Origin of the sequence: Kosakonia sp. R1.Fl (genome assembly GCF_023516815.1) — a bacterium.
In the GTDB taxonomy this organism is placed as follows: domain Bacteria; phylum Pseudomonadota; class Gammaproteobacteria; order Enterobacterales; family Enterobacteriaceae; genus Kosakonia.
On record NZ_JAMGSQ010000001.1, the window covers coordinates 4918352 to 4938069 of the forward strand.

20 protein-coding genes are annotated in these 19718 nt (G+C 53.5%); 18 read left to right on the plus strand and 2 right to left on the minus strand.

Annotated elements, in window-relative coordinates; translation table 11 throughout:
* The first annotated feature begins 100 nt into the window (after positions 1–100).
* The 4 genes from M8Q36_RS23360 to gltL all read left to right on the plus strand — a co-directional run bounded on the left by M8Q36_RS23360 (position 101) and on the right by gltL (position 3328).
* Positions 101–1027 carry an amino acid ABC transporter substrate-binding protein gene (locus M8Q36_RS23360; RefSeq protein ID WP_017455899.1) on the plus strand — a complete coding sequence of 309 codons (927 nt, stop codon included), beginning with the start codon at positions 101–103 and terminating at the stop codon, positions 1025–1027.
* Between the two features lie 158 nt (positions 1028–1185).
* Positions 1186–1926 carry an amino acid ABC transporter permease gene (locus M8Q36_RS23365; RefSeq protein ID WP_020457017.1) on the plus strand — a complete coding sequence of 247 codons (741 nt, stop codon included), beginning with the start codon at positions 1186–1188 and terminating at the stop codon, positions 1924–1926.
* A gap of 2 nt (positions 1927–1928) precedes the next feature.
* A complete protein-coding gene (gltK, locus tag M8Q36_RS23370; RefSeq protein ID WP_020457016.1) occupies positions 1929–2603 on the plus strand; it encodes a glutamate/aspartate ABC transporter permease GltK in 675 nt (224 codons plus the stop codon).
* Positions 2603–3328, plus strand: a complete 726-nt coding sequence (gltL, locus tag M8Q36_RS23375; protein WP_249882544.1) for a glutamate/aspartate ABC transporter ATP-binding protein GltL — start codon at positions 2603–2605, stop codon at positions 3326–3328. Before gltK ends, gltL begins: the two co-directional genes overlap by 1 nt.
* A 39-nt stretch (positions 3329–3367) precedes the next feature.
* On the opposite strand, the gene M8Q36_RS23380 is transcribed toward gltL, so the two are convergent.
* Complete coding sequence (locus M8Q36_RS23380; RefSeq protein WP_249882545.1) at positions 3368–3850, minus strand: zinc ribbon-containing protein; 483 nt, start codon at positions 3848–3850, stop codon at positions 3368–3370.
* Positions 3851–4085: 235 nt separating this feature from the next.
* On the opposite strand from M8Q36_RS23380, the gene leuS reads away from it, so the two are divergent.
* From leuS to nadD, 4 genes are read left to right on the plus strand one after another with little or no spacing between them, the layout of a single operon-like run.
* Positions 4086–6668, plus strand: coding sequence for a leucine--tRNA ligase (gene leuS / locus M8Q36_RS23385; RefSeq protein WP_249882546.1), 2583 nt, complete (start codon positions 4086–4088; stop codon positions 6666–6668).
* Between the two features lie 14 nt (positions 6669–6682).
* Positions 6683–7246 carry an LPS assembly lipoprotein LptE gene (gene lptE / locus M8Q36_RS23390; protein WP_045508977.1) on the plus strand — a complete coding sequence of 188 codons (564 nt, stop codon included), beginning with the start codon at positions 6683–6685 and terminating at the stop codon, positions 7244–7246.
* Positions 7246–8277: a DNA polymerase III subunit delta gene (gene holA, locus M8Q36_RS23395; protein ID WP_249882547.1), complete on the plus strand. Its 1032-nt coding sequence runs from the start codon at positions 7246–7248 to the stop codon at positions 8275–8277. The genes lptE and holA overlap by 1 nt, the downstream gene beginning before the upstream one ends.
* 1 nt (position 8278) lies before the next feature.
* Positions 8279–8920 (plus strand): nicotinate-nucleotide adenylyltransferase, encoded by a 642-nt coding sequence (nadD, locus tag M8Q36_RS23400; RefSeq protein WP_249882842.1) that lies wholly within the window; start codon positions 8279–8281, stop codon positions 8918–8920.
* On the opposite strand, the gene cobD is transcribed toward nadD, so the two are convergent.
* Positions 8895–9989, minus strand: a complete 1095-nt coding sequence (gene cobD, locus M8Q36_RS23405; RefSeq protein WP_249882548.1) for a threonine-phosphate decarboxylase CobD — start codon at positions 9987–9989, stop codon at positions 8895–8897. The genes nadD and cobD overlap by 26 nt on opposite strands.
* Positions 9990–10088: 99 nt before the next feature.
* Between cobD and M8Q36_RS23410 the strand changes: the two genes are divergently transcribed.
* From M8Q36_RS23410 to M8Q36_RS23455, 10 genes are all read left to right on the plus strand, one after another.
* On the plus strand, positions 10089–10706 hold the full coding sequence (locus tag M8Q36_RS23410) for an adenosylcobalamin/alpha-ribazole phosphatase (protein ID WP_249882549.1): 618 nt from the start codon (positions 10089–10091) through the stop codon (positions 10704–10706).
* Between the two features lie 242 nt (positions 10707–10948).
* Positions 10949–11266 carry a ribosome silencing factor gene (gene rsfS / locus M8Q36_RS23415; protein WP_017455887.1) on the plus strand — a complete coding sequence of 106 codons (318 nt, stop codon included), beginning with the start codon at positions 10949–10951 and terminating at the stop codon, positions 11264–11266.
* A 3-nt stretch (positions 11267–11269) separates the two neighbouring features.
* On the plus strand, positions 11270–11737 hold the full coding sequence (gene rlmH / locus M8Q36_RS23420) for a 23S rRNA (pseudouridine(1915)-N(3))-methyltransferase RlmH (RefSeq protein ID WP_017455886.1): 468 nt from the start codon (positions 11270–11272) through the stop codon (positions 11735–11737).
* Positions 11738–11766: 29 nt separating this feature from the next.
* On the plus strand, positions 11767–13668 hold the full coding sequence (gene mrdA, locus M8Q36_RS23425) for a peptidoglycan DD-transpeptidase MrdA (RefSeq protein WP_020457006.1): 1902 nt from the start codon (positions 11767–11769) through the stop codon (positions 13666–13668).
* Position 13669: 1 nt separating this feature from the next.
* Positions 13670–14782: a peptidoglycan glycosyltransferase MrdB gene (mrdB, locus tag M8Q36_RS23430; protein WP_020457005.1), complete on the plus strand. Its 1113-nt coding sequence runs from the start codon at positions 13670–13672 to the stop codon at positions 14780–14782.
* A 10-nt stretch (positions 14783–14792) separates the two neighbouring features.
* Positions 14793–15986 (plus strand): endolytic peptidoglycan transglycosylase RlpA, encoded by a 1194-nt coding sequence (gene rlpA / locus M8Q36_RS23435; protein WP_249882550.1) that lies wholly within the window; start codon positions 14793–14795, stop codon positions 15984–15986.
* A gap of 139 nt (positions 15987–16125) precedes the next feature.
* Positions 16126–17337, plus strand: coding sequence for a D-alanyl-D-alanine carboxypeptidase DacA (dacA, locus tag M8Q36_RS23440; RefSeq protein WP_017455882.1), 1212 nt, complete (start codon positions 16126–16128; stop codon positions 17335–17337).
* Between the two features lie 104 nt (positions 17338–17441).
* Positions 17442–17705 carry a DUF493 family protein YbeD gene (ybeD, locus tag M8Q36_RS23445; protein ID WP_017455881.1) on the plus strand — a complete coding sequence of 88 codons (264 nt, stop codon included), beginning with the start codon at positions 17442–17444 and terminating at the stop codon, positions 17703–17705.
* 88 nt (positions 17706–17793) lie between these two features.
* Positions 17794–18435, plus strand: a complete 642-nt coding sequence (lipB, locus tag M8Q36_RS23450; RefSeq protein ID WP_249882551.1) for a lipoyl(octanoyl) transferase LipB — start codon at positions 17794–17796, stop codon at positions 18433–18435.
* Between the two features lie 303 nt (positions 18436–18738).
* Positions 18739–19692, plus strand: coding sequence for a YbeF family transcriptional regulator (locus M8Q36_RS23455; protein WP_249882552.1), 954 nt, complete (start codon positions 18739–18741; stop codon positions 19690–19692).
* The last annotated feature ends 26 nt before the right edge of the window (positions 19693–19718 follow it).

Below are 19718 nucleotides of genomic sequence, written 5' to 3' on the forward strand. Positions count from 1 at the left end.
CACACGACACTGCACGATATTGTCGCAGAACAACAAAAACACAATACACACAATGGGTATCAATACGCGTCTCTGGCGCTGACGATAAAGGAGTCTGGATATGCAATTACGTAAACTGGCCGCCGCGATGCTGGTGATGGGACTGTCCGCCGGTCTGGTGCATGCTGAAGATGCAAAACCTGCCGACGCAGCGCCGGCCGATCAACAAGCTACACTGGCTAAAATTGCTAAAAACGGCGTTATCGTCGTCGGTCACCGCGAATCTTCCGTACCGTTCTCCTACTACGACAATGAACAAAAAGTCGTGGGTTACTCCCAGGACTACTCCAACGCTATCGTTGAAGCGGTGAAGAAAAAACTGAATAAGCCGGATCTGGCGGTAAAACTGATTCCAATTACTTCACAAAACCGTATCCCGCTGCTGCAAAACGGCACCTTCGATTTTGAGTGTGGTTCCACCACCAATAACGTTGAACGTCAGAAACAAGCGGCGTTCTCTGATACCATTTTCGTGGTTGGCACACGTCTGCTGACAAAAAAAGGCGGCCCGATTAAAGACTTCGCCGACCTGAAAGGCAAAGCGGTTGTTGTGACTTCCGGCACTACCTCAGAAATCCTGCTGAACAAGCTGAACGACGAGAAGAAAATGGATATGCGCATTATCAGCGCGAAAGACCATGGCGACTCGTTCCGTACGCTGGAAAGCGGCCGTGCGGTGGCCTTTATGATGGATGACGCGCTGCTGGCGGGTGAACGTGCGAAAGCGAAAAAACCGGACAACTGGGACATCGTTGGCACGCCGCAATCAAAAGAAGCCTATGGCTGTATGCTGCGTAAAAACGATCCTGAGTTCAAAAAGCTGATGGATGACACCATCGCTCAGTTGCAGACATCCGGTGCAGCGGAAAAATCCTTCGATAAATGGTTTAAAAACCCAATTCCGCCAAAAAACATGAACCTCAATTTCGATCTCTCTGACGATATGAAAGCGCTGTTCAAAGAACCGAATGACAAAGCTCTGAACTAATTAAAACCATTAGGGGCGGGTTTACCTGCCCTCTCGATTGTCGAAGTAGCACGGACAGACTATATGCTGAGTGGTCGTTCCCCACTCAACACGAAAACTCGCTCTTCACACAATCTTCGAGGGTAGCGCTGCTACCCTTTTTTTTCCGGAGTAGATTTATGTCCATAGACTGGAACTGGGGGATCTTCCTGCAACAGGCCCCGTTCGGCAACACCACCTATCTTGGCTGGCTATGGAGTGGTTTTCAGGTCACTATCGCGCTTTCCGTGACGGCCTGGATTATCGCTTTCCTGGTCGGTTCCCTGTTTGGCATCCTGCGCACCGTCCCTAACCGTTTCTTGTCCGGCATTGGCACCCTTTATGTCGAACTGTTCCGCAACGTGCCGCTGATTGTGCAGTTTTTTACCTGGTACCTGGTGGTACCGGAACTACTGCCAGAAGATATCGGCATGTGGTTCAAATCAGAACTGGATCCGAATATCCAGTTCTTCCTCTCATCAATGATTTGTCTTGGGCTGTTTACCGCCGCTCGCGTTTGCGAGCAGGTACGCGCGGCGATTCAGTCGCTACCGCGCGGGCAAAAAAATGCCGGCCTGGCAATGGGGCTGACGCTGCCGCAAACCTACCGTTATGTGTTGCTGCCAAACGCTTATCGCGTGATTGTGCCGCCAATGACCTCGGAGATGATGAACCTGGTAAAAAACTCAGCCATCGCCTCCACTATCGGCCTGGTCGATATGGCCGCGCAGGCGGGGAAACTGCTGGATTACTCGGCACACGCATGGGAATCCTTCACTGCCATCACCGTCGCGTATGTAGTGATTAACGCCATCATCATGCTGGCGATGAACCTGGTTGAACGCAAAATTCGCCTGCCGGGCAATATGGGGGGCAAATAATCATGTATGAGTTTGACTGGAGTTCTGTGATCCCTTCCCTGCCCTATCTGTGGGCCGGGCTGGTGGTGACGCTGAAAATCACCGCTATTGCTATTGTGGTCGGCATAATCTGGGGAACGCTGCTGGCGGTGATGCGTCTGTCGACATTCGCCCCGCTGCGCTGGTTCGCCAAGAGCTACGTGAACGTGTTCCGCTCCATTCCCCTGGTCATGGTGCTGCTGTGGTTCTATCTGATTGTGCCGGGCTTTCTGCAAAACGTGCTTGGCCTGTCACCGAAAACCGATATCCGCCTGATTTCCGCGATGGTGGCCTTCTCAATGTTTGAAGCGGCCTACTATTCAGAAATTATTCGCGCCGGCATCCAGAGTATCTCCCGCGGGCAGTCCAGTGCCGCACTGGCGCTGGGGATGACGCACTGGCAGTCGATGAAACTCATCATCCTGCCGCAGGCGTTTCGCGCCATGGTGCCGCTGCTGCTTACTCAGGGTATTGTGCTGTTCCAGGACACCTCGCTGGTCTATGTCCTGAGTCTGGCGGATTTCTTCCGCACCGCATCTACTATTGGCGAGCGTGATGGTACGCAGGTCGAAATGATCCTGTTTGCCGGTGCAGTTTATTTTGTTATCAGTCTTAGTGCTTCGCTGTTGGTCAGCTGGCTGAAGAAAAGGACCGTCTAATGATTTCCCTGAAAAATGTTTCTAAATGGTATGGTCACTTTCAGGTGTTGACCGATTGCTCCACCGAAGTGAAAAAAGGCGAAGTGGTGGTGGTTTGCGGGCCGTCCGGCTCCGGTAAATCCACGCTGATAAAAACCGTCAACGGTCTGGAACCGGTGCAGAAAGGCGAGATTGTCGTCAACGGCACCAAAGTGAATGACAAGAAAACCGATCTGGCGAAGTTGCGTTCTCACGTTGGGATGGTGTTTCAGCACTTTGAATTGTTCCCGCACTTGTCGATTATCGAAAACCTGACGCTGGCGCAGGTAAAAGTGCTGAAGCGTGATAAAACCGCTGCAAGGGAAAAAGGGCTCAAGCTGCTGGAGCGCGTTGGTTTGTCAGCGCATGCGAATAAGTTCCCGGCGCAGCTCTCCGGCGGCCAGCAGCAGCGCGTGGCGATTGCCCGTGCACTCTGTATGGATCCGGTGGCGATGCTGTTTGATGAGCCGACTTCCGCACTCGATCCCGAGATGATCAACGAAGTGCTGGATGTCATGGTTGAACTGGCGAACGAAGGCATGACGATGATGGTGGTGACCCACGAAATGGGCTTTGCCCGCAAAGTGGCGAACCGGGTGATCTTTATGGATGAGGGGAAAATTGTCGAAGATTCAGAGAAAGACGCCTTCTTCGATAATCCGAAATCCGAACGTGCGAAAGACTTCCTCGCTAAAATCCTGCATTAACAGCCTGCGCCTGCCCGCTTCGGGCAGGCGCTTTTGGGGTTACGGTTCGAACGGGCGGCGCTGGAATTGGTCATGTCCGCATTTCGGGCATAACGGCAACACATCCGGCGTATAGACCGCCAGATGAAAGTGGCACTTCTCGCAGACCAGATTCCCGAGTCCTACCACTTCGCCGCTGTGATAGACACCGTGGTGATTGAGATCCTGGAACACTTCACGCCACTCAAGCTGCGTTTTATCGGTGATATCCGCCAGCTCCTGCCAGATACTCTCTTTAATCACCCGCATAAATACGCTGTCGGTAACTTCCTCCTTGCTTTCGCTGTAACTGAGGGCGAACTCCTCCAGATCGCGGCGAATGGCGCGCATCAGCTCGTCAACCTCCGTGCGCGTTAACTCTCCGGTTTGCGCCACGCGCAGGCGCGCTTGTTCAACCAGGGCGTCAATATCACGCTCTCCATTGCGTAAACGCTCGGTCAACGCCGCCACCAGTTCACGGTAAAAATGAGCAACCTTGTTCATCGTTTCGCCTCCCGGTTCAGTAACTCTCTCTAATGGTAGACGTTATTTCTTACTCGCTGTGCCGACTCGCCCGCACTGTCGACAAAAAATTCGCTGCCAACGGCTGCGGCAATTTCATTCCCGCCTCGCGGAAAGGCTGTTTTGAGAGTGGCGTTTGGGCTATGCTATGCCTTTCGAAAAATCACGTAACAACGCTACATTTGTAGCTGTAGCAAAAACAGGACTACTGGCTGCCATGCAAGAGCAATACCGCCCGGAAGAGATAGAATCCAAAGTACAGCGCCACTGGGAAGAGAAGCGCACATTTGAAGTCACTGAAGACGAGAGCAAAGAGAAATACTATTGCTTGTCGATGCTCCCCTATCCTTCTGGCCGACTACACATGGGCCACGTCCGTAACTACACCATCGGCGATGTGATCTCCCGTTATCAGCGCATGCTGGGTAAAAACGTGCTGCAGCCGATTGGTTGGGATGCGTTTGGTCTGCCAGCTGAAGGCGCGGCGGTAAAAAATAACACCGCACCGGCACCGTGGACTTACGACAACATCGCGTACATGAAAAACCAGCTCAAAATGCTGGGTTTCGGCTATGACTGGAGCCGCGAGCTGGCGACCTGCACCCCGGAATATTACCGTTGGGAACAGAAGTTCTTCACCGAGCTGTACAAAAAAGGGCTCGTCTATAAGAAAACTTCTGCGGTGAACTGGTGCCCGAACGACCAGACCGTGCTGGCAAACGAACAAGTTATCGACGGCTGCTGCTGGCGCTGTGATACCAAAGTTGAGCGTAAAGAGATCCCCCAGTGGTTTATTAAAATCACTGCTTATGCCGACGAACTGCTGAACGATCTGGATAATCTGGATCACTGGCCGGATACCGTGAAAACCATGCAGCGCAACTGGATTGGCCGTTCTGAAGGCGTGGAGATCACCTTCGACGTGCAGAACAGCGACCAGAAACTGACGGTCTACACCACCCGCCCGGACACATTTATCGGCGCAACCTATCTGGCCGTTGCGGCGGGTCATCCGCTGGCGCAGCAGGCTGCCGCGAGTAAACCGGAGCTGGCGTCCTTTATCGATGAATGCCGTAACACCAAAGTTGCGGAAGCCGATATGGCGACGATGGAGAAAAAAGGCGTTGATACCGGCCTGAAAGCCATTCACCCGCTGACCGGGGAAGCGATTCCGGTATGGGCGGCAAACTTTGTGCTGATGGAGTACGGCACCGGTGCGGTGATGGCCGTTCCGGGTCACGATCAGCGCGACTACGAATTTGCGACTAAATACAATCTGCCGATCAAGGCGGTCATTCTCAACGCAGACGGCAATGCGCCGGATCTTAGCGAACACGCGATGACCGAAAAAGGTGTGCTGTTTAACTCCGGCGAATTCGACGGCCTCGATTTTAGCGCTGCGTTTAACGCCATTGCCGACAAACTGGCGGCCAAAGGCGTGGGCGAGCGCAAAGTGAATTTCCGTTTGCGCGACTGGGGCGTGTCCCGTCAGCGTTACTGGGGCGCACCAATCCCGATGGTGACGCTGGAAGACGGTACCGTTATTCCAACGCCGGAAGATCAACTGCCTGTTATCCTGCCGGAAGATGTGGTCATGGACGGCATTACCAGCCCAATTAAAGCCGATCCTGAGTGGGCGAAAACCACCGTTAACGGCCAACCGGCACTGCGCGAAACCGATACCTTTGACACCTTTATGGAGTCGTCCTGGTACTATGCGCGTTACACTTGCCCGCAGCACAACGAAGGCATGCTCGACCCGAAAGCGGCAAATTACTGGCTACCGGTAGATATTTATATTGGCGGCATCGAACACGCCATCATGCACCTGCTCTATTTCCGCTTCTTCCACAAACTGATGCGCGATGCGGGTATGGTTAACTCCGATGAGCCTGCGAAACAGCTGCTGTGCCAGGGCATGGTACTGGCCGACGCCTTCTATTACGTGGGTGAAAACGGTGAGCGTAACTGGGTTTCGCCGAAAGATGCCATTGTTGAACGTGACGAGAAAGGCCGCATTGTCAAAGCGACCGATCCGGCGGGCCACGAGCTGGTATATACCGGCATGAGCAAAATGTCCAAGTCGAAAAATAACGGTATCGACCCGCAGGAAATGGTTGAGCGTTACGGCGCGGACACCGTGCGTCTGTTTATGATGTTTGCATCGCCAGCCGATATGACACTGGAATGGCAGGAATCCGGTGTGGAAGGGGCGAACCGCTTCCTGAAACGTGTCTGGAAACTGGTTTACGAACACACCGCTCAGGGTGCTGTTGCCGCGCTGGATCTGGCTGCGCTGAGTGAAGATCAGCAAGCCCTGCGCCGCGACGTACATAAAACCATTGCCAAAGTTTCCGATGATATCGGTCGCCGTCAGACCTTTAACACCGCTATCGCGGCGATTATGGAGCTGATGAACAAACTGGCGAAAGCGCCGCAGGAGAGCGAACAAGATCGCGCCTTAATGCAGGAAGCTCTGCTGGCGGTGGTACGTATGCTTAACCCGTTCACCCCGCACGCAAGCTTCACGCTGTGGAAGGAACTGGGCGGCGAAGGTGATATAGACAATGCACCGTGGCCGGAGGCTGATGAGAAAGCGATGGTGGAAAACACCACGCTGGTCGTCGTTCAGGTCAACGGTAAAGTGCGTGGTAAAATTACTGTTGCCGTTGACGCGACAGAAGAACAGGTGCGTGAACGTGCAGGCCAGGAACATCTGGTAGCAAAATATCTTGATGGCGTGACCGTGCGTAAAGTGATTTACGTACCGGGTAAACTGCTTAATCTGGTCGTTGGCTAAGCGCGGGAGGAAGCGTGCGATATCTGGCTACATTGTTCGTATCACTGGCGGTGCTCATCACCGCCGGATGTGGCTGGCATCTGCGTAATACCACGCAGGTGCCGAGCGAAATGAAAACGATGTTCTTTGACTCCGGGGATCCGAATGGCCCGCTGAGCCGCGCGATCCGCAGCCAGTTGCGCCTGAATGGCGTCGAACTGTTGGAGAAAACGTCCACACGTCAGGATGTGCCTTCTTTGCGTCTTGGTGCCGTAACGTTCTCCCGTGACACGGCTTCTGTTTTCCAGGATGGCCGAACTGCGGAATATCAAATGGTGCTGACCGTAAACGCCAGCGTACTGATCCCGGGTCATGATATTTACCCGATCAATACCAAAGTTTATCGTTCCTTCTTTGATAACCCGCAGACGGCACTGGCGAAAGCCGCAGAGCAGGAGATGATCGTTCAGGAGATGTACGACAAAGCAGCCGAACAACTGATTCGTAAGCTGCCTAGCGTACATACGGCAGATGCGAAAAGCACGCAGGACGCCGCCACCTCGACGACTGGCTCCTCTTCCACGCAACCGGGTAGCTAATGCTCAGGTTGTATCCGGAACAACTCCGCGCGCAGCTTAATGAAGGGCTGCGCGCAGCGTATTTACTCCTCGGTAATGATCCGCTGCTGTTGCAAGAGAGTCAGGACGCTGTGCGTCAGGTCGCCTCTGAACAGGGTTTCATCGAACACCATACCTTCACACTGGATGCCAGCACGGATTGGGATGCGATTTTCTCCATCTGCCAGGCATTGAGTCTGTTCGCCAGCCGTCAGACGTTACTGTTACAGCTGCCCGAAAATGGCCCAAACGCTGCTATCAATGAACAGCTGGCAAAGCTGGTCAGCCTGCTGCATGACGACCTCATTTTGACGGTTCGCGGGAACAAGCTCACCAAAGCGCAGGAAAATGCGGCATGGATAACGCAGTTAAATAATCGTGCCGTGCAGGTAAGCTGCCAGACACCGGAACAGGCGAACCTGCCGCGCTGGGTTGCCGCCAGAGCAAAGCAAAACAAGCTGGAACTGGACGACGCCGCCAATCAGTTACTTTGTTATTGCTACGAAGGAAACTTACTGGCACTGGCACAAGCGCTGGAACGCCTGGCGCTACTGTGGCCGGATGGCAAACTCACCCTGCCCCGCGTGGAACATGCGGTAAACGACGCAGCGCACTTCACTCCTTTCCATTGGGTTGATGCGCTACTTGCCGGGAAAAGCAAACGCGCGTTGCACATTCTCACCCAGTTGCGACTGGAAGCGTGTGAGCCGGTGATCCTGCTGCGTACTGTGCAACGGGAATTGCTGTTGCTGGTGACATTGAAACGCCAGTCAGCACACACGCCATTGCGTGCGCTGTTTGACAAGCATCGGGTGTGGCAAAACCGCCGGGGTGTCATGGGCGATGCGCTTAATCGCCTGAGCCTCGATCAGTTACGCCAGGCAGTCCATTTGCTGAGCCGCATTGAGCTGATTGTGAAGCAGGATTTTGGGCAGTCGGTCTGGGCCGAGCTTGAAGGGCTTTCTCTGCTACTCTGTCATAAGGCACTGGCAGACGTTTTTATTGATGGTTGATATGAATCAGTTGCAGGCACTGTTTGGCGGTACATTTGATCCGGTCCATTATGGGCACCTGAAACCTGTGGAAGCGCTGGCGAACCAGATTGGCCTTTCCAGGGTGATCATCATGCCCAATAACGTGCCGCCGCACCGTGCACAACCGGAGGCCAGCAGCCAGCAACGCAAAAAAATGGTCGAGCTGGCCATTGCCGACAAGCCCTTATTCACCCTTGATGAGCGCGAACTGCGCCGCGATACCCCTTCATATACGGCGCAAACCTTGCAGGCGTGGCGGGAAGAGCAAGGTACGCAGCGCCCACTGGCGTTTATCATCGGTCAGGATTCACTGCTGACTTTCCCCACCTGGCACCACTACGAGACCATTCTGGATAACTGCCATCTGATTGTCTGCCGCCGCCCGGGTTATCCGCTGACGATGGAGCAGGACGCGCATCAGCAGTGGCTGGAAGCCCATCTCACCACCAATCCTGAAGATCTGCATGTTTTACCTGCCGGACGGATTTACCTTGCCGAAACCCCGTGGTTCAACATTTCGGCGACGCTTATCCGTGAACGGCTGGAGCACGGCGAAAAGTGTGATGATCTGCTCCCTGAGTCCGTCATGGCATATATCAACGAGCAGGGTTTGTACCGCTGATCACCGCCGTCATGGCAGCGATAAGCCGATCATTCTCCCCTTCGCTTCGCACCGCCACACGGTAATAGCGCGCATCCAGCCCTGGGTAATTGGCACAGCTACGAATCAGAATGTGGCGGGAAAGCAATGCCTGTTGTAACTCTATCTCCGGCACGTCACAGCGCATAAAAAGATAGTTTGCACAACCTGGCCAGACCGTTAACCCCGGCAGCGCGCTCAGCGCGGCGAACAAACGCGGACGTTCTTGATTGAGCCAGTTCCAGCTTGCCTGCTGATAGTCACTGTCCTGCAAAATCACCTCACCGGCGAGCGCGGCAAAGGCATTGATGGACCACGGCATCTGCGCATCGCGCATAGACCTGACTTGCTGTTCATTGCTGCCCAGCACATACCCTAATCGCAAGCCAGGAATGGCGTAAAACTTGGTGAGTGAACGCAGCACCCAAACGTGCGGATTGTTTACCAGATAAGGAATAAAACCTTCGCGTTCGGCAATAAAATCCATAAAGGCTTCGTCGAGGACAAGCGTAATTCCCAGCGCTTCGCAACGTGCGGCAATCGCGTGCAGCAGAGACTCGTCCGGCAACAAACCGGTGGGGTTATTCGGTGTACAGAGAAATAAACAGTCGAGATCGGCACTAAGCGCGCCCAGCAGCGCATCGGTAAGCTGCCAGCCATCAGTCTCACGTAATTGATAGTCGCGAATCCCGCAGTCCACCAACGCCAGCGCCCGGCGATACTCGGCAAACCCAGGCGTTATCAGCATCGCTTGACGTGGCTTAAGCATGTTGACCAGCGCAAAGATCGCTTCCGTTTCACCATTTCCGGCAAGTATCCATGAAGCAGGCACCTGGTGATGAGCCGCCAGTACCTGATGCAGACGCTGATACTCAACATCCGGATAGCGCTCGGCGAGCGACAGATTATTTTGCAACGCATGTTTAAGCGATGCCGGCATGCCAGCTGGGTTAATGTTGGCGCTGAAATCAAGCAACTGCTCCGCTGATATCCCCAACAGTGCTGCCGCCTCACGCGTGTTGCCACCGTGCGCACTGTGAAACAAAGCCATCTTCCGCTCCGGTTAAAAGCCGTTATCTTAAACGAAAAAGAGGCCGTGATTGAGGGCGCGATGGTAAACTTTGCGCACAAATCCAGACGGGAGACCATCATGCGACTCTGGCTGATACGCCACGGAGAAACCGAAGCGAATGTCGCCGGGCTTTATAGCGGCCATTCACCGACGCCGCTGACGCCCAAGGGGCTGGCGCAGGCGAAAACTCTGCGCGATTTACTCACTCATGTCCCCTTCGATTATGTGCTGTGTAGCGAACTGGAGCGCGCGCAGCAGACGGCCGCGCGCGTGCTGGAATCGCGCACGCTGACCGTTCATACCACACCATTACTCAATGAGATGTTTTTTGGCGACTGGGAAATGCGCCATCATCGCGATTTAACGCGAGAAGATCCGCAAAGCTATGCCGCCTGGTGTACCGACTGGCAGCACGCCGTTCCAACCAATGGTGAAGGATTTCAGGCATTTTCTGCACGAATTGAGCAAGTTATTGCGCTCGTTGCCGATATAAAAAGTCAGCACAAGAACGTGTTGATCGCCAGCCATCAGGGAGTGTTGAGTTTGTTAATCGCCCGTTTGCTCAACATGCCTGCTGCGTCACTGTGGCATTTTCGTGTTGATCAAGGGTGCTGGAGCGCTATTGATATCCATGATGATTTCGCCACGCTGCGGGTATTAAATAGCCGGGCAGCATGGCACGCGGACGATGCATAGCCTGTTTTTCATGCATCCTATTCACGCCGCTGATTCGGTCATTGACACGCCCTCACAGGCTGTTATCCTCCGCGCGCAGAAATTGTTTTACAAAAATGGCAATGCAATCACGCGCCCGTGATGGGATGATAGCCAACTTTTAAACTTGCCGGGTCTCTCATACCCCGACAATTGATGCAGTTCAGGTATAATGTCAGGCCGTTCATTAACAGTACATTTTTTACTCACCCCAGGGGGAACACTTGCAGGGTAAAGCACTCCAGGATTTTGTTATCGACAAAATTGATGACCTGAAAGGTCAGGATATCGTCGCCATTGACGTTCAGGGTAAATCCAGTATCACCGACTGCATGATTATCTGCACCGGTACATCTACGCGTCACGTTATCTCTATTGCGGATCATGTGGTGCAGGAATCGCGCGCCGCCGGCATGATGCCGTTGGGTGTCGAAGGTGAAAGCGCCGCGGACTGGGTCGTTGTCGATTTAGGCGATGTGATTGTCCACGTCATGCAGGAAGAGAGCCGTCGCCTGTATGAGCTGGAAAAACTCTGGGGTTAACGCGTGAAACTGCAACTGGTCGCCGTCGGCACGAAAATGCCGGACTGGGTACAGACAGGTTTTAGTGAATACCTGCGCCGCTTTCCAAAAGATATGCCGTTCGAGTTAATCGAAATTCCGGCGGGAAAGCGCGGCAAGAACGCAGATATCAAACGCATTCTCGATAAAGAGGGTGAACTGATGCTGGCCGCGGCTGGCAAAAATCGTATCGTTACCCTCGATATTCCGGGCAAACCCTGGGATACGCCGCAGCTGGCAAACGAACTGGAACGCTGGAAGCAAGACGGGCGCGATGTCAGCTTGCTTATTGGCGGGCCGGAAGGGTTATCCCCGGCCTGCAAAGCGGCGGCAGAACAAAGTTGGTCACTCTCTGCGCTAACGTTACCTCACCCGCTGGTGCGCGTGCTGGTTGCCGAAAGCCTGTATCGCGCATGGAGTATTACCACCAACCATCCTTATCACCGTGAGTAACGACGAGTCTTGGGTAGATTAAGCAGCGGATGAAATTACAGAATTCTTTTCGCGACTATACGGCTGAGTCCGCGCTGTTTGTGCGCCGGGCGCTGGTCGCTTTTACGGGGATTTTGCTGCTTACCGGCGTGCTGGTAGCCAACCTTTATAACCTGCAAATCGTCCGTTTTGCGGACTACCAGACCCGCTCCAACGAAAACCGCATCAAGCTGGTGCCTATCGCGCCAAGCCGCGGCATTATCTACGATCGCAACGGCACGCCGCTGGCGCTGAACCGCACCATCTATCAGGTCGAGATGATGCCGGAGAAAGTCGATGATGTGCAGCAAACGCTGGATGCCCTGCGCGATGTGGTCGATCTGAACGACGACGATATCGCCAACTTCAAAAAAGAGCGCTCACGCTCGCACCGCTTCACCTCAATCCCGGTAAAAACTAACCTCACGGAAGTTCAGGTGGCGCGCTTTGCGGTGAACCAGTACCGTTTTCCCGGCGTTGAGGTCAAGGGCTATAAGCGCCGCTTTTATCCGTATGGTTCCGCGCTGACGCACGTTATTGGCTACGTGTCGAAAATTAACGATAAAGATGTCGAACGGCTGGATAAAGAGGGCAAGCTGGCAAACTACGCCGCCACCCACGATATCGGTAAACTGGGTATTGAGCGTTATTACGAAGATGTGCTGCACGGTCAGACCGGTTATGAAGAAGTGGAAGTCAATAACCGCGGCCGCGTGATCCGTCAGCTCAAAGAGGTGCCGCCGCAGGCCGGCCATGATATCTATCTGACGCTGGATTTAAAACTCCAGCAATATATTGAAACGCTGCTCGCCGGCAGCCGTGCCGCCGTGGTCGTAACCGATCCACGCAATGGCAGCATTCTCGCGCTGGTGTCGATGCCAAGCTACGACCCGAACCTGTTTGTCGATGGCATTTCCAGCAAAGATTACTCTTCACTGTTAAACGACCCAAATACACCGCTGATCAACCGTGCCACACAAGGGGTTTACCCGCCTGCGTCGACGGTAAAACCGTATGTGGCCGTTTCCGCACTCAGCGCCGGGGTGATCACACGCAATACCAGCTTGTTCGATCCCGGCTGGTGGCAATTACCCGGCTCGGAAAAACGTTACCGCGACTGGAAAAAATGGGGTCACGGCCACCTGAATGTTACCAAGTCGCTGGAAGAGTCCGCCGATACCTTCTTCTATCAGGTCGCCTATGATATGGGCATTGACCGCCTGGCAGAATGGATGGGCAAATTTGGCTACGGTCACTATACCGGCGTTGACCTCTCGGAAGAGCGCGCCGGGAACATGCCAACCCGTGAATGGAAACTGAAGCGCTTCAAAAAGCCGTGGTATCAGGGCGATACCATTCCGGTAGGGATCGGCCAGGGTTACTGGACAGCAACGCCATTGCAGATGAACAAAGCGATGATGACGCTGATTAATGACGGCGTTGTTAAAGTGCCGCACCTGCTGATGAGCACGGTAGAAGATGGCAAACAAGTGCCGTGGCAACAGCCGGCACAGCCGCCGGTGGGTGATATTCACTCTGGCTACTGGGAGATTGCCAAAGACGGGATGTATGGAGTAGCCAACCGTCCGAACGGTACGGGTCATAAGTATTTCGCCAACGCGCCGTACAAAGTCGCGGCGAAATCCGGTACCGCCCAGGTCTTTGGTTTGAAAGCCAACGAAACCTATAACGCCCACCGTATTGCCGAACGTCTGCGCGACCATAAACTGATGACGGCATTTGCGCCTTACGACAACCCGCAGGTCGCCGTCGCCGTCATTCTGGAAAACGGTGGTGCTGGTCCGGCGGTGGGTACGATAATGCGCCAGATCCTCGATCACATTATGCTTGGCGATAACAACACCGAGCTGCCAACGGAAAACCCGTCTACGGCAGCAGTGGAGGACCAATAACATGACGGATAATCCGAACAAGAAATCGTTCTGGGATAAAATCCACATCGATCCGGTGCTGCTGCTGATTATCCTCGCGCTGCTGTTTTACAGCGCGATTGTTATCTGGAGCGCCAGCGGTCAGGATATCGGTATGACCGAGCGCAAAATCGGTCAGATCGCCATGGGGTTGATTATCATGGTCATCCTGGCGCAGGTGCCGCCACGCGTCTATGAAGGTTGGGCGCCCTATCTCTACATTTTCTGCGTCGTTTTGCTTGTCGCGGTGGATGCCTTCGGCGCTATTTCAAAAGGCGCGCAGCGCTGGCTCGATTTGGGCGTAGTGCGTTTCCAGCCTTCGGAAATCGCCAAAATTGCCGTACCGTTGATGGTGGCGCGCTTTATTAACCGCGATGTCTGCCCGCCTTCGCTGAAGAATACCGCTATCGCGCTGGCGCTGATTTTCGTGCCAACGCTGCTGGTGGCGGCTCAACCGGATTTGGGAACCTCCATCCTCGTGGTGCTCTCCGGGCTGTTTGTGCTGTTTCTTTCCGGGTTAAGCTGGCGGCTGATTGGCATTGCCGCCGTGCTGGTAGCGGCATTTATCCCGGTGCTGTGGTTCTTCCTGATGCATGATTATCAGCGCCAGCGCGTGATGATGCTGCTCGATCCGGAAACCGATCCGCTCGGCGCGGGCTATCATATTATTCAGTCAAAAATCGCCATCGGCTCCGGCGGTCTGAGTGGTAAAGGCTGGCTGCACGGAACCCAGTCGCAGCTGGAGTTTCTGCCCGAACGCCATACCGATTTTATCTTTGCCGTGCTGGCAGAAGAGCTGGGCCTCATCGGTATTCTGATTTTGCTGGCGCTGTATGTATTGCTGATTATGCGTGGGCTGTGGATTGCTGCGCGGGCGCAAACCACGTTCGGACGCGTCATGGCCGGTGGTTTAATGTTGATTTTGTTCGTTTATGTGTTCGTAAATATTGGTATGGTGAGCGGTATCCTGCCGGTGGTGGGCGTACCGCTGCCACTGATCAGTTACGGGGGTTCTGCCCTGATCGTACTCATGGCCGGGTTTGGTATCGTTATGTCGATCCATACCCACAGGAAAATGTTGTCAAAGAGCGTATAAGAGGTGGGCAATGCGTAAGCAATGGCTTGGGATCTGCATAGCAGCAGGATTACTGGCGGCATGTTCGAACGATGATGGTCAGCAGCAGACGACCGTAGCGCCGCAACCTGCGGTGTGTAACGGCCCTGTCGTTGAAATTAGCGGTGCGGAGCCTCATTACGAAGCGCCTGTCGCCACGGCGAATCAGGATTATGAACGCGACGGTAAGCGCTACAAAATCGTGCAGAATCCGGCGAATTTTAGCCAGGCGGGATTAGCTGCCATTTATGATGCCGAACCCGGCAGCAATTTGACAGCTTCCGGCGAAGCGTTCGATCCAATGCAGCTTACCGCAGCACATCCGACGCTGCCCATTCCGAGCTATGCGCGTATCACCAACCTGGCGAATGGTCGCATGATCGTGGTGCGTATTAACGATCGCGGGCCCTACGGTAACGATCGCGTAATTTCCCTGTCACGCGCGGCAGCGGATCGACTGAACACCTCCAATAACACCAAAGTGCGTATCGATCCGATTATCGTTGCGCAGGATGGTTCCCTTTCCGGCCCGGGTATGGCGTGTACGAAAGTTGCACAGCAAACCTACGCGTTGCCTGCGCGTCCCGATCTTGGCGGCGGTCTCGGCAGCGTCTCTTCGGCGCCACAGCCTGAAGAACCGCAGGGCAATGTACATGCGATCAGCAATGATACGCTGAAAAGCGACGACACCACTGCTGCGCCGGTACGTAGCGGCGGCTTCCTGGGCGCGCCGACCCCGCTCGCCTCTGGCGTGCTGGAAGGAAGCGCTAATACTTCCACCGCGACAGCAGCGCAACCTGTAACAGCATCTGTAACGCCAACGGCTACGCCGGCCGCGCAGACTGCTCCGGCGGCGCAAACTTACACACCAACGCGCACTTCGCCTGTTACAGCACCGGGTTCGGTACAGGGCAACGTACATACGGCCGCGCCTGCCAGCAGCGCTGCGGCGGCAAGCAGTGGCGGATATATGGTGCAGGTGGGAGCCGTCAGCGATCAGACGCGTGCGCAGCAATATCAGCAGCGCCTGGCGCAGCAGTTTGCGGTTCCTGGCCGCGTCACGCAAAACGGTGCTGTCTGGCGCGTACAGTTAGGGCCGTTTAGCAACAAAGCGGACGCCAGCGCCTTGCAGCAGCGTCTGCAAAACGAGGCGCAGTTGCAGTCATTCGTCACGAACGCCCAGTAACCTTGCTAAGGCGTCTGACTTTGTCAACTTATGTCAGCAACATTAACAAAGTCATGCTGAAAGTCAGATGCCTGCAGGTATAGCTTTTGCTATAGTAAGGCACTTTTTTTAACTCCATCACGGATGTCGTTGTTCGACCATGAAGACCACTTTTTCCGCTCGTTTTATGCAGCGCCTGGCGCTCACCACGGCGCTGGCTGCAGCTTCTCTTTCCGCTGCGCATGCCGATGACCTGAATATTAAGACCATGATCCCGGGCGTTCCGCAGATTGACGCGGAATCCTATATCCTGATCGACTATAACTCCGGCAAAGTGCTGGCTGAGCAAAACGCCGACGCACGCCGCGATCCGGCAAGTCTGACCAAAATGATGACCAGCTATGTCATTGGCCAGGCCATGAAAGCGGGCAAATTTAAAGACAGCGATCTGGTCACGATTGGTAACGACGCCTGGGCGACCGGCAACCCGGTGTTCCGTGGCTCTTCGCTGATGTTCCTGAAACCTGGTATGCAAGTGCCGGTTTCCCAGTTGATCCGTGGTATCAACCTGCAATCCGGTAACGATGCTTGCGTGGCAATGGCCGATTATGTGGCGGGCAGCCAGGATGCGTTTGTCGGTCTGATGAACAACTACGTTAAAGCGCTGGGCCTGCAAAACAGCCACTTCCAGACCGTACACGGCCTGGATGCTGATGGTCAGTACAGCTCCGCGCGTGACATGGCGCTGATTGGTCAGGCGCTGATCCGCGATGTGCCGAACGAATACTCCATTTATAAAGAGAAAGAGTTCACCTTTAACGGTATTCGCCAGACCAATCGTAATGGCCTGTTGTGGGATAACAGCCTGAATGTCGACGGGATTAAAACCGGTCACACCGATAAAGCGGGTTATAACCTGGTGGCATCAGCAACCGAAGGCCAGATGCGCCTGATCTCTGCTGTGATGGGTGGTCGCACGTTTAAAGGCCGTGAAACCGAAAGCAAGAAACTGCTGACCTGGGGCTTCCGTTTCTTTGAAACCGTAAGCCCAATTAAAGCCGGTAAAGAGTTTGCTTCAGAGCCAGCATGGTTTGGCGACAGCGATCGCGCTTCGCTGGGCGTTGATAAAGACGTGTACCTGACCATTCCGCGTGGTCGCATGAAAGATCTGAAAGCCAGCTATGTGCTGAACACCAGCGAACTGCACGCACCGCTGCAGAAAAATCAGGTGGTTGGCTCTATCAACTTCCAGCTGGATGGTAAAACCATCGAGCAACGCCCGCTGGTGGTGCTGCAGGAGATCCCGGAAGGCAATTTCTTCGGCAAAATCATTGATTACATTAAATTGATGTTCCATCACTGGTTTGGCTAAAAATTGAACACTTGAAAGTGTGATTTCCGTCCCCATATACTTAGCATCTCAGAAAAACTCCTGCCCTTGCGGCAGGAGTTCTTATTTTTTACGCCGGAGCTGACATGAAAACCAATCTTAAAGAACTGCTTGAATTCCCGACTCCTTTTACTTACAAAGTGATGGGTCTGGCGAAACCAGAGCTGGTTGATCTGGTGGTTGAAGTGGTACAGCGCCATGCGCCAGGTGATTACTCTCCGCAGGTAAAACCGAGCAGCAAAGGCAATTACCACTCGGTATCCATCACCATTAACGCTACGCATATTGAACAAGTAGAGACGCTTTACGAAGAACTCGGCAATATCGAAATTGTTCGTATGGTGCTGTAATTGTTCATCACGTTACCCGGAGCCATTCGGGTAACGTCTTCGTTGTGATATACTCCCCCCACTCTTTTTCTCTCCCGGGGATGCCGTTTTGTCTCAGGACACCATTCTTATCCGCAATCTTGGCTTGCAGCCTTATGATCCCATTTCTCGGGCGATGCATGAATTCACCGATGCTCGTGATGAGATGACGCCGGATGAAATCTGGCTGGTAGAACACCACCCCGTCTTTACGCAAGGCCAGGCCGGCAAAGCCGAACACGTGCTGGCACCGGGCGATATTCCCGTGATCCAGAGCGATCGCGGCGGCCAGGTAACCTACCACGGGCCAGGCCAACAGGTGATGTATGTATTAATTAACCTGAAGCGGCGAAAAGTAGGCGTTCGCGAGCTTGTCACATTGCTGGAAAATACGGTTATCAATACGCTGGCAACGCTCGGCATTGACGCCCAGGCGCGTGCTGACGCACCGGGTGTATATGTGCAAGGCAAGAAAATCTGTTCTCTGGGACTGCGGATCCGTAAAGGGTGCTCATTTCATGGGCTGGCGCTGAATATCGATATGGATTTGGCGCCATTTATGCGCATCAACCCTTGCGGGTACGCCGGTATGGAAATGACCCAGGTCAGCCAACTGGTGGAAAATAGCGATATGGATAAATTAAGGACGATTCTTATCCAGCAATTTTTAGCGCTACTAAACAATCCACCGCATCAATATATGAGCGCTTAATATATCATGTATAGAAGCCCGCATTTTGTGCGGGTAGTTATTTATTTGGCCTGTTAGCGCTTTACAATAGAAGCCATATTCTCTATTTTCAACCTGCCTGCTTTGTCGGGATAATTAGCATTAAAGCACGTTGCCAGGCTTTGTATACACGCTCCAGTCCAATCTTTTTTAGTGTATTGCCTGGCCTCGCGATGAAAAACTACGTCATGATGACGAGAGACAGGATGTTTACTCAAGTTAATAATCAACAAAAAAAATAAATTCAACTATCATTCAGTTTTTGAATGAATACGGAGCACAAGCGTGGATAATAATAACCTGCAGGAAAAGCGAATAACCGTGCGCCCCGACGATGATAAGCCGCAAGTCTTCAGAACGCTGCGCAATATTGATCTCAATTTATTGACCATTTTTGAGGCAGTATATGTTCACAAAGGGATAGTCAACGCGGCGAAAGTGCTCAATTTAACGCCTTCCGCAATTAGCCAGTCCATTCAAAAATTACGCGCAATATTTCCCGATCCGCTTTTCATTCGTAAAGGCCAGGGCGTGACGCCTACGGCTTATGCTTCCCATCTGCACGAATATATCAGTCAGGGGCTGGAGTCTATTCTTGGCGCATTAGATCTGACCGGCAGTTATGACAAACAACGTACGATTACCATCGGCACGCCACCATCGATTGGTGCATTAGTTATACCTGTTATCTTCCAGGCAATAAAAGAGAGTTCGCCGCATCTGATGATGCGTAATATTCCCGTTAACGATGCGGAAAGCCAGCTCAGCCAGTTTCAAACCGATTTAATTATTGATACGCACATTGCAGGCTCTCGTACCATTAATCATCACGTCCTCTATAGCGACCGTGTCATGCTGGTTTGCCGCAAAGGACACCCTTGTTTAAATGAGCCGATTAATGAAGCGGTTTTACAGCAGTACGAACACACGCTGCTGATGCTGGAAGGGCAAAATCTTAGCGGGCTTCGCCAGCGTGTACAGGATCTTTTTCCTGAGCGTCAGGTAAGCTTCAGCAGTTACAATATGTTTACGATTGCGGCACTGATCGGCAACAGCGATATGCTGGGATTAATGCCGGCGCGGCTGTTTGAGTTATTCAGTGGCTGTTGGCCGCTGGTTGAAATTGATTACCCGCCAATCAGCAGCGAGCAGCTTGAAATCTCACTTTTTTACAATAAGTTGAGCCTGCGCGACCCGGTACTGGAAAGCGTCATTAATGTTATCCGACGGGCTTTTTAACGCCCGTCCGTGCCTGGCGAAAGCGC

Bases quoted from the DNA above. Each gene is read 5' to 3' on its own strand.
- M8Q36_RS23365 (WP_020457017.1), top strand. From the start codon at position 1,186: ATGTCCATAGACTGGAACTGGGGGATCTTCCTGCAACAGGCCCCGTTC.
- ybeD (WP_017455881.1), top strand. From the start codon at position 17,442: ATGAAAACCAATCTTAAAGAACTGCTTGAATTCCCGACTCCTTTTACT.
- holA (WP_249882547.1), top strand. From the start codon at position 7,246: ATGCTCAGGTTGTATCCGGAACAACTCCGCGCGCAGCTTAATGAAGGG.
- gltK (WP_020457016.1), top strand. From the start codon at position 1,929: ATGTATGAGTTTGACTGGAGTTCTGTGATCCCTTCCCTGCCCTATCTG.
- dacA (WP_017455882.1), top strand. From the start codon at position 16,126: ATGAAGACCACTTTTTCCGCTCGTTTTATGCAGCGCCTGGCGCTCACC.
- M8Q36_RS23380 (WP_249882545.1), bottom strand. From the start codon at position 3,850: ATGAACAAGGTTGCTCATTTTTACCGTGAACTGGTGGCGGCGTTGACC.
- M8Q36_RS23360 (WP_017455899.1), top strand. From the start codon at position 101: ATGCAATTACGTAAACTGGCCGCCGCGATGCTGGTGATGGGACTGTCC.
- gltL (WP_249882544.1), top strand. From the start codon at position 2,603: ATGATTTCCCTGAAAAATGTTTCTAAATGGTATGGTCACTTTCAGGTG.
- cobD (WP_249882548.1), bottom strand. From the start codon at position 9,989: ATGGCTTTGTTTCACAGTGCGCACGGTGGCAACACGCGTGAGGCGGCA.
- M8Q36_RS23410 (WP_249882549.1), top strand. From the start codon at position 10,089: ATGCGACTCTGGCTGATACGCCACGGAGAAACCGAAGCGAATGTCGCC.
- nadD (WP_249882842.1), top strand. From the start codon at position 8,279: ATGAATCAGTTGCAGGCACTGTTTGGCGGTACATTTGATCCGGTCCAT.
- mrdB (WP_020457005.1), top strand. From the start codon at position 13,670: ATGACGGATAATCCGAACAAGAAATCGTTCTGGGATAAAATCCACATC.
- leuS (WP_249882546.1), top strand. From the start codon at position 4,086: ATGCAAGAGCAATACCGCCCGGAAGAGATAGAATCCAAAGTACAGCGC.
- rlpA (WP_249882550.1), top strand. From the start codon at position 14,793: ATGCGTAAGCAATGGCTTGGGATCTGCATAGCAGCAGGATTACTGGCG.
- mrdA (WP_020457006.1), top strand. From the start codon at position 11,767: ATGAAATTACAGAATTCTTTTCGCGACTATACGGCTGAGTCCGCGCTG.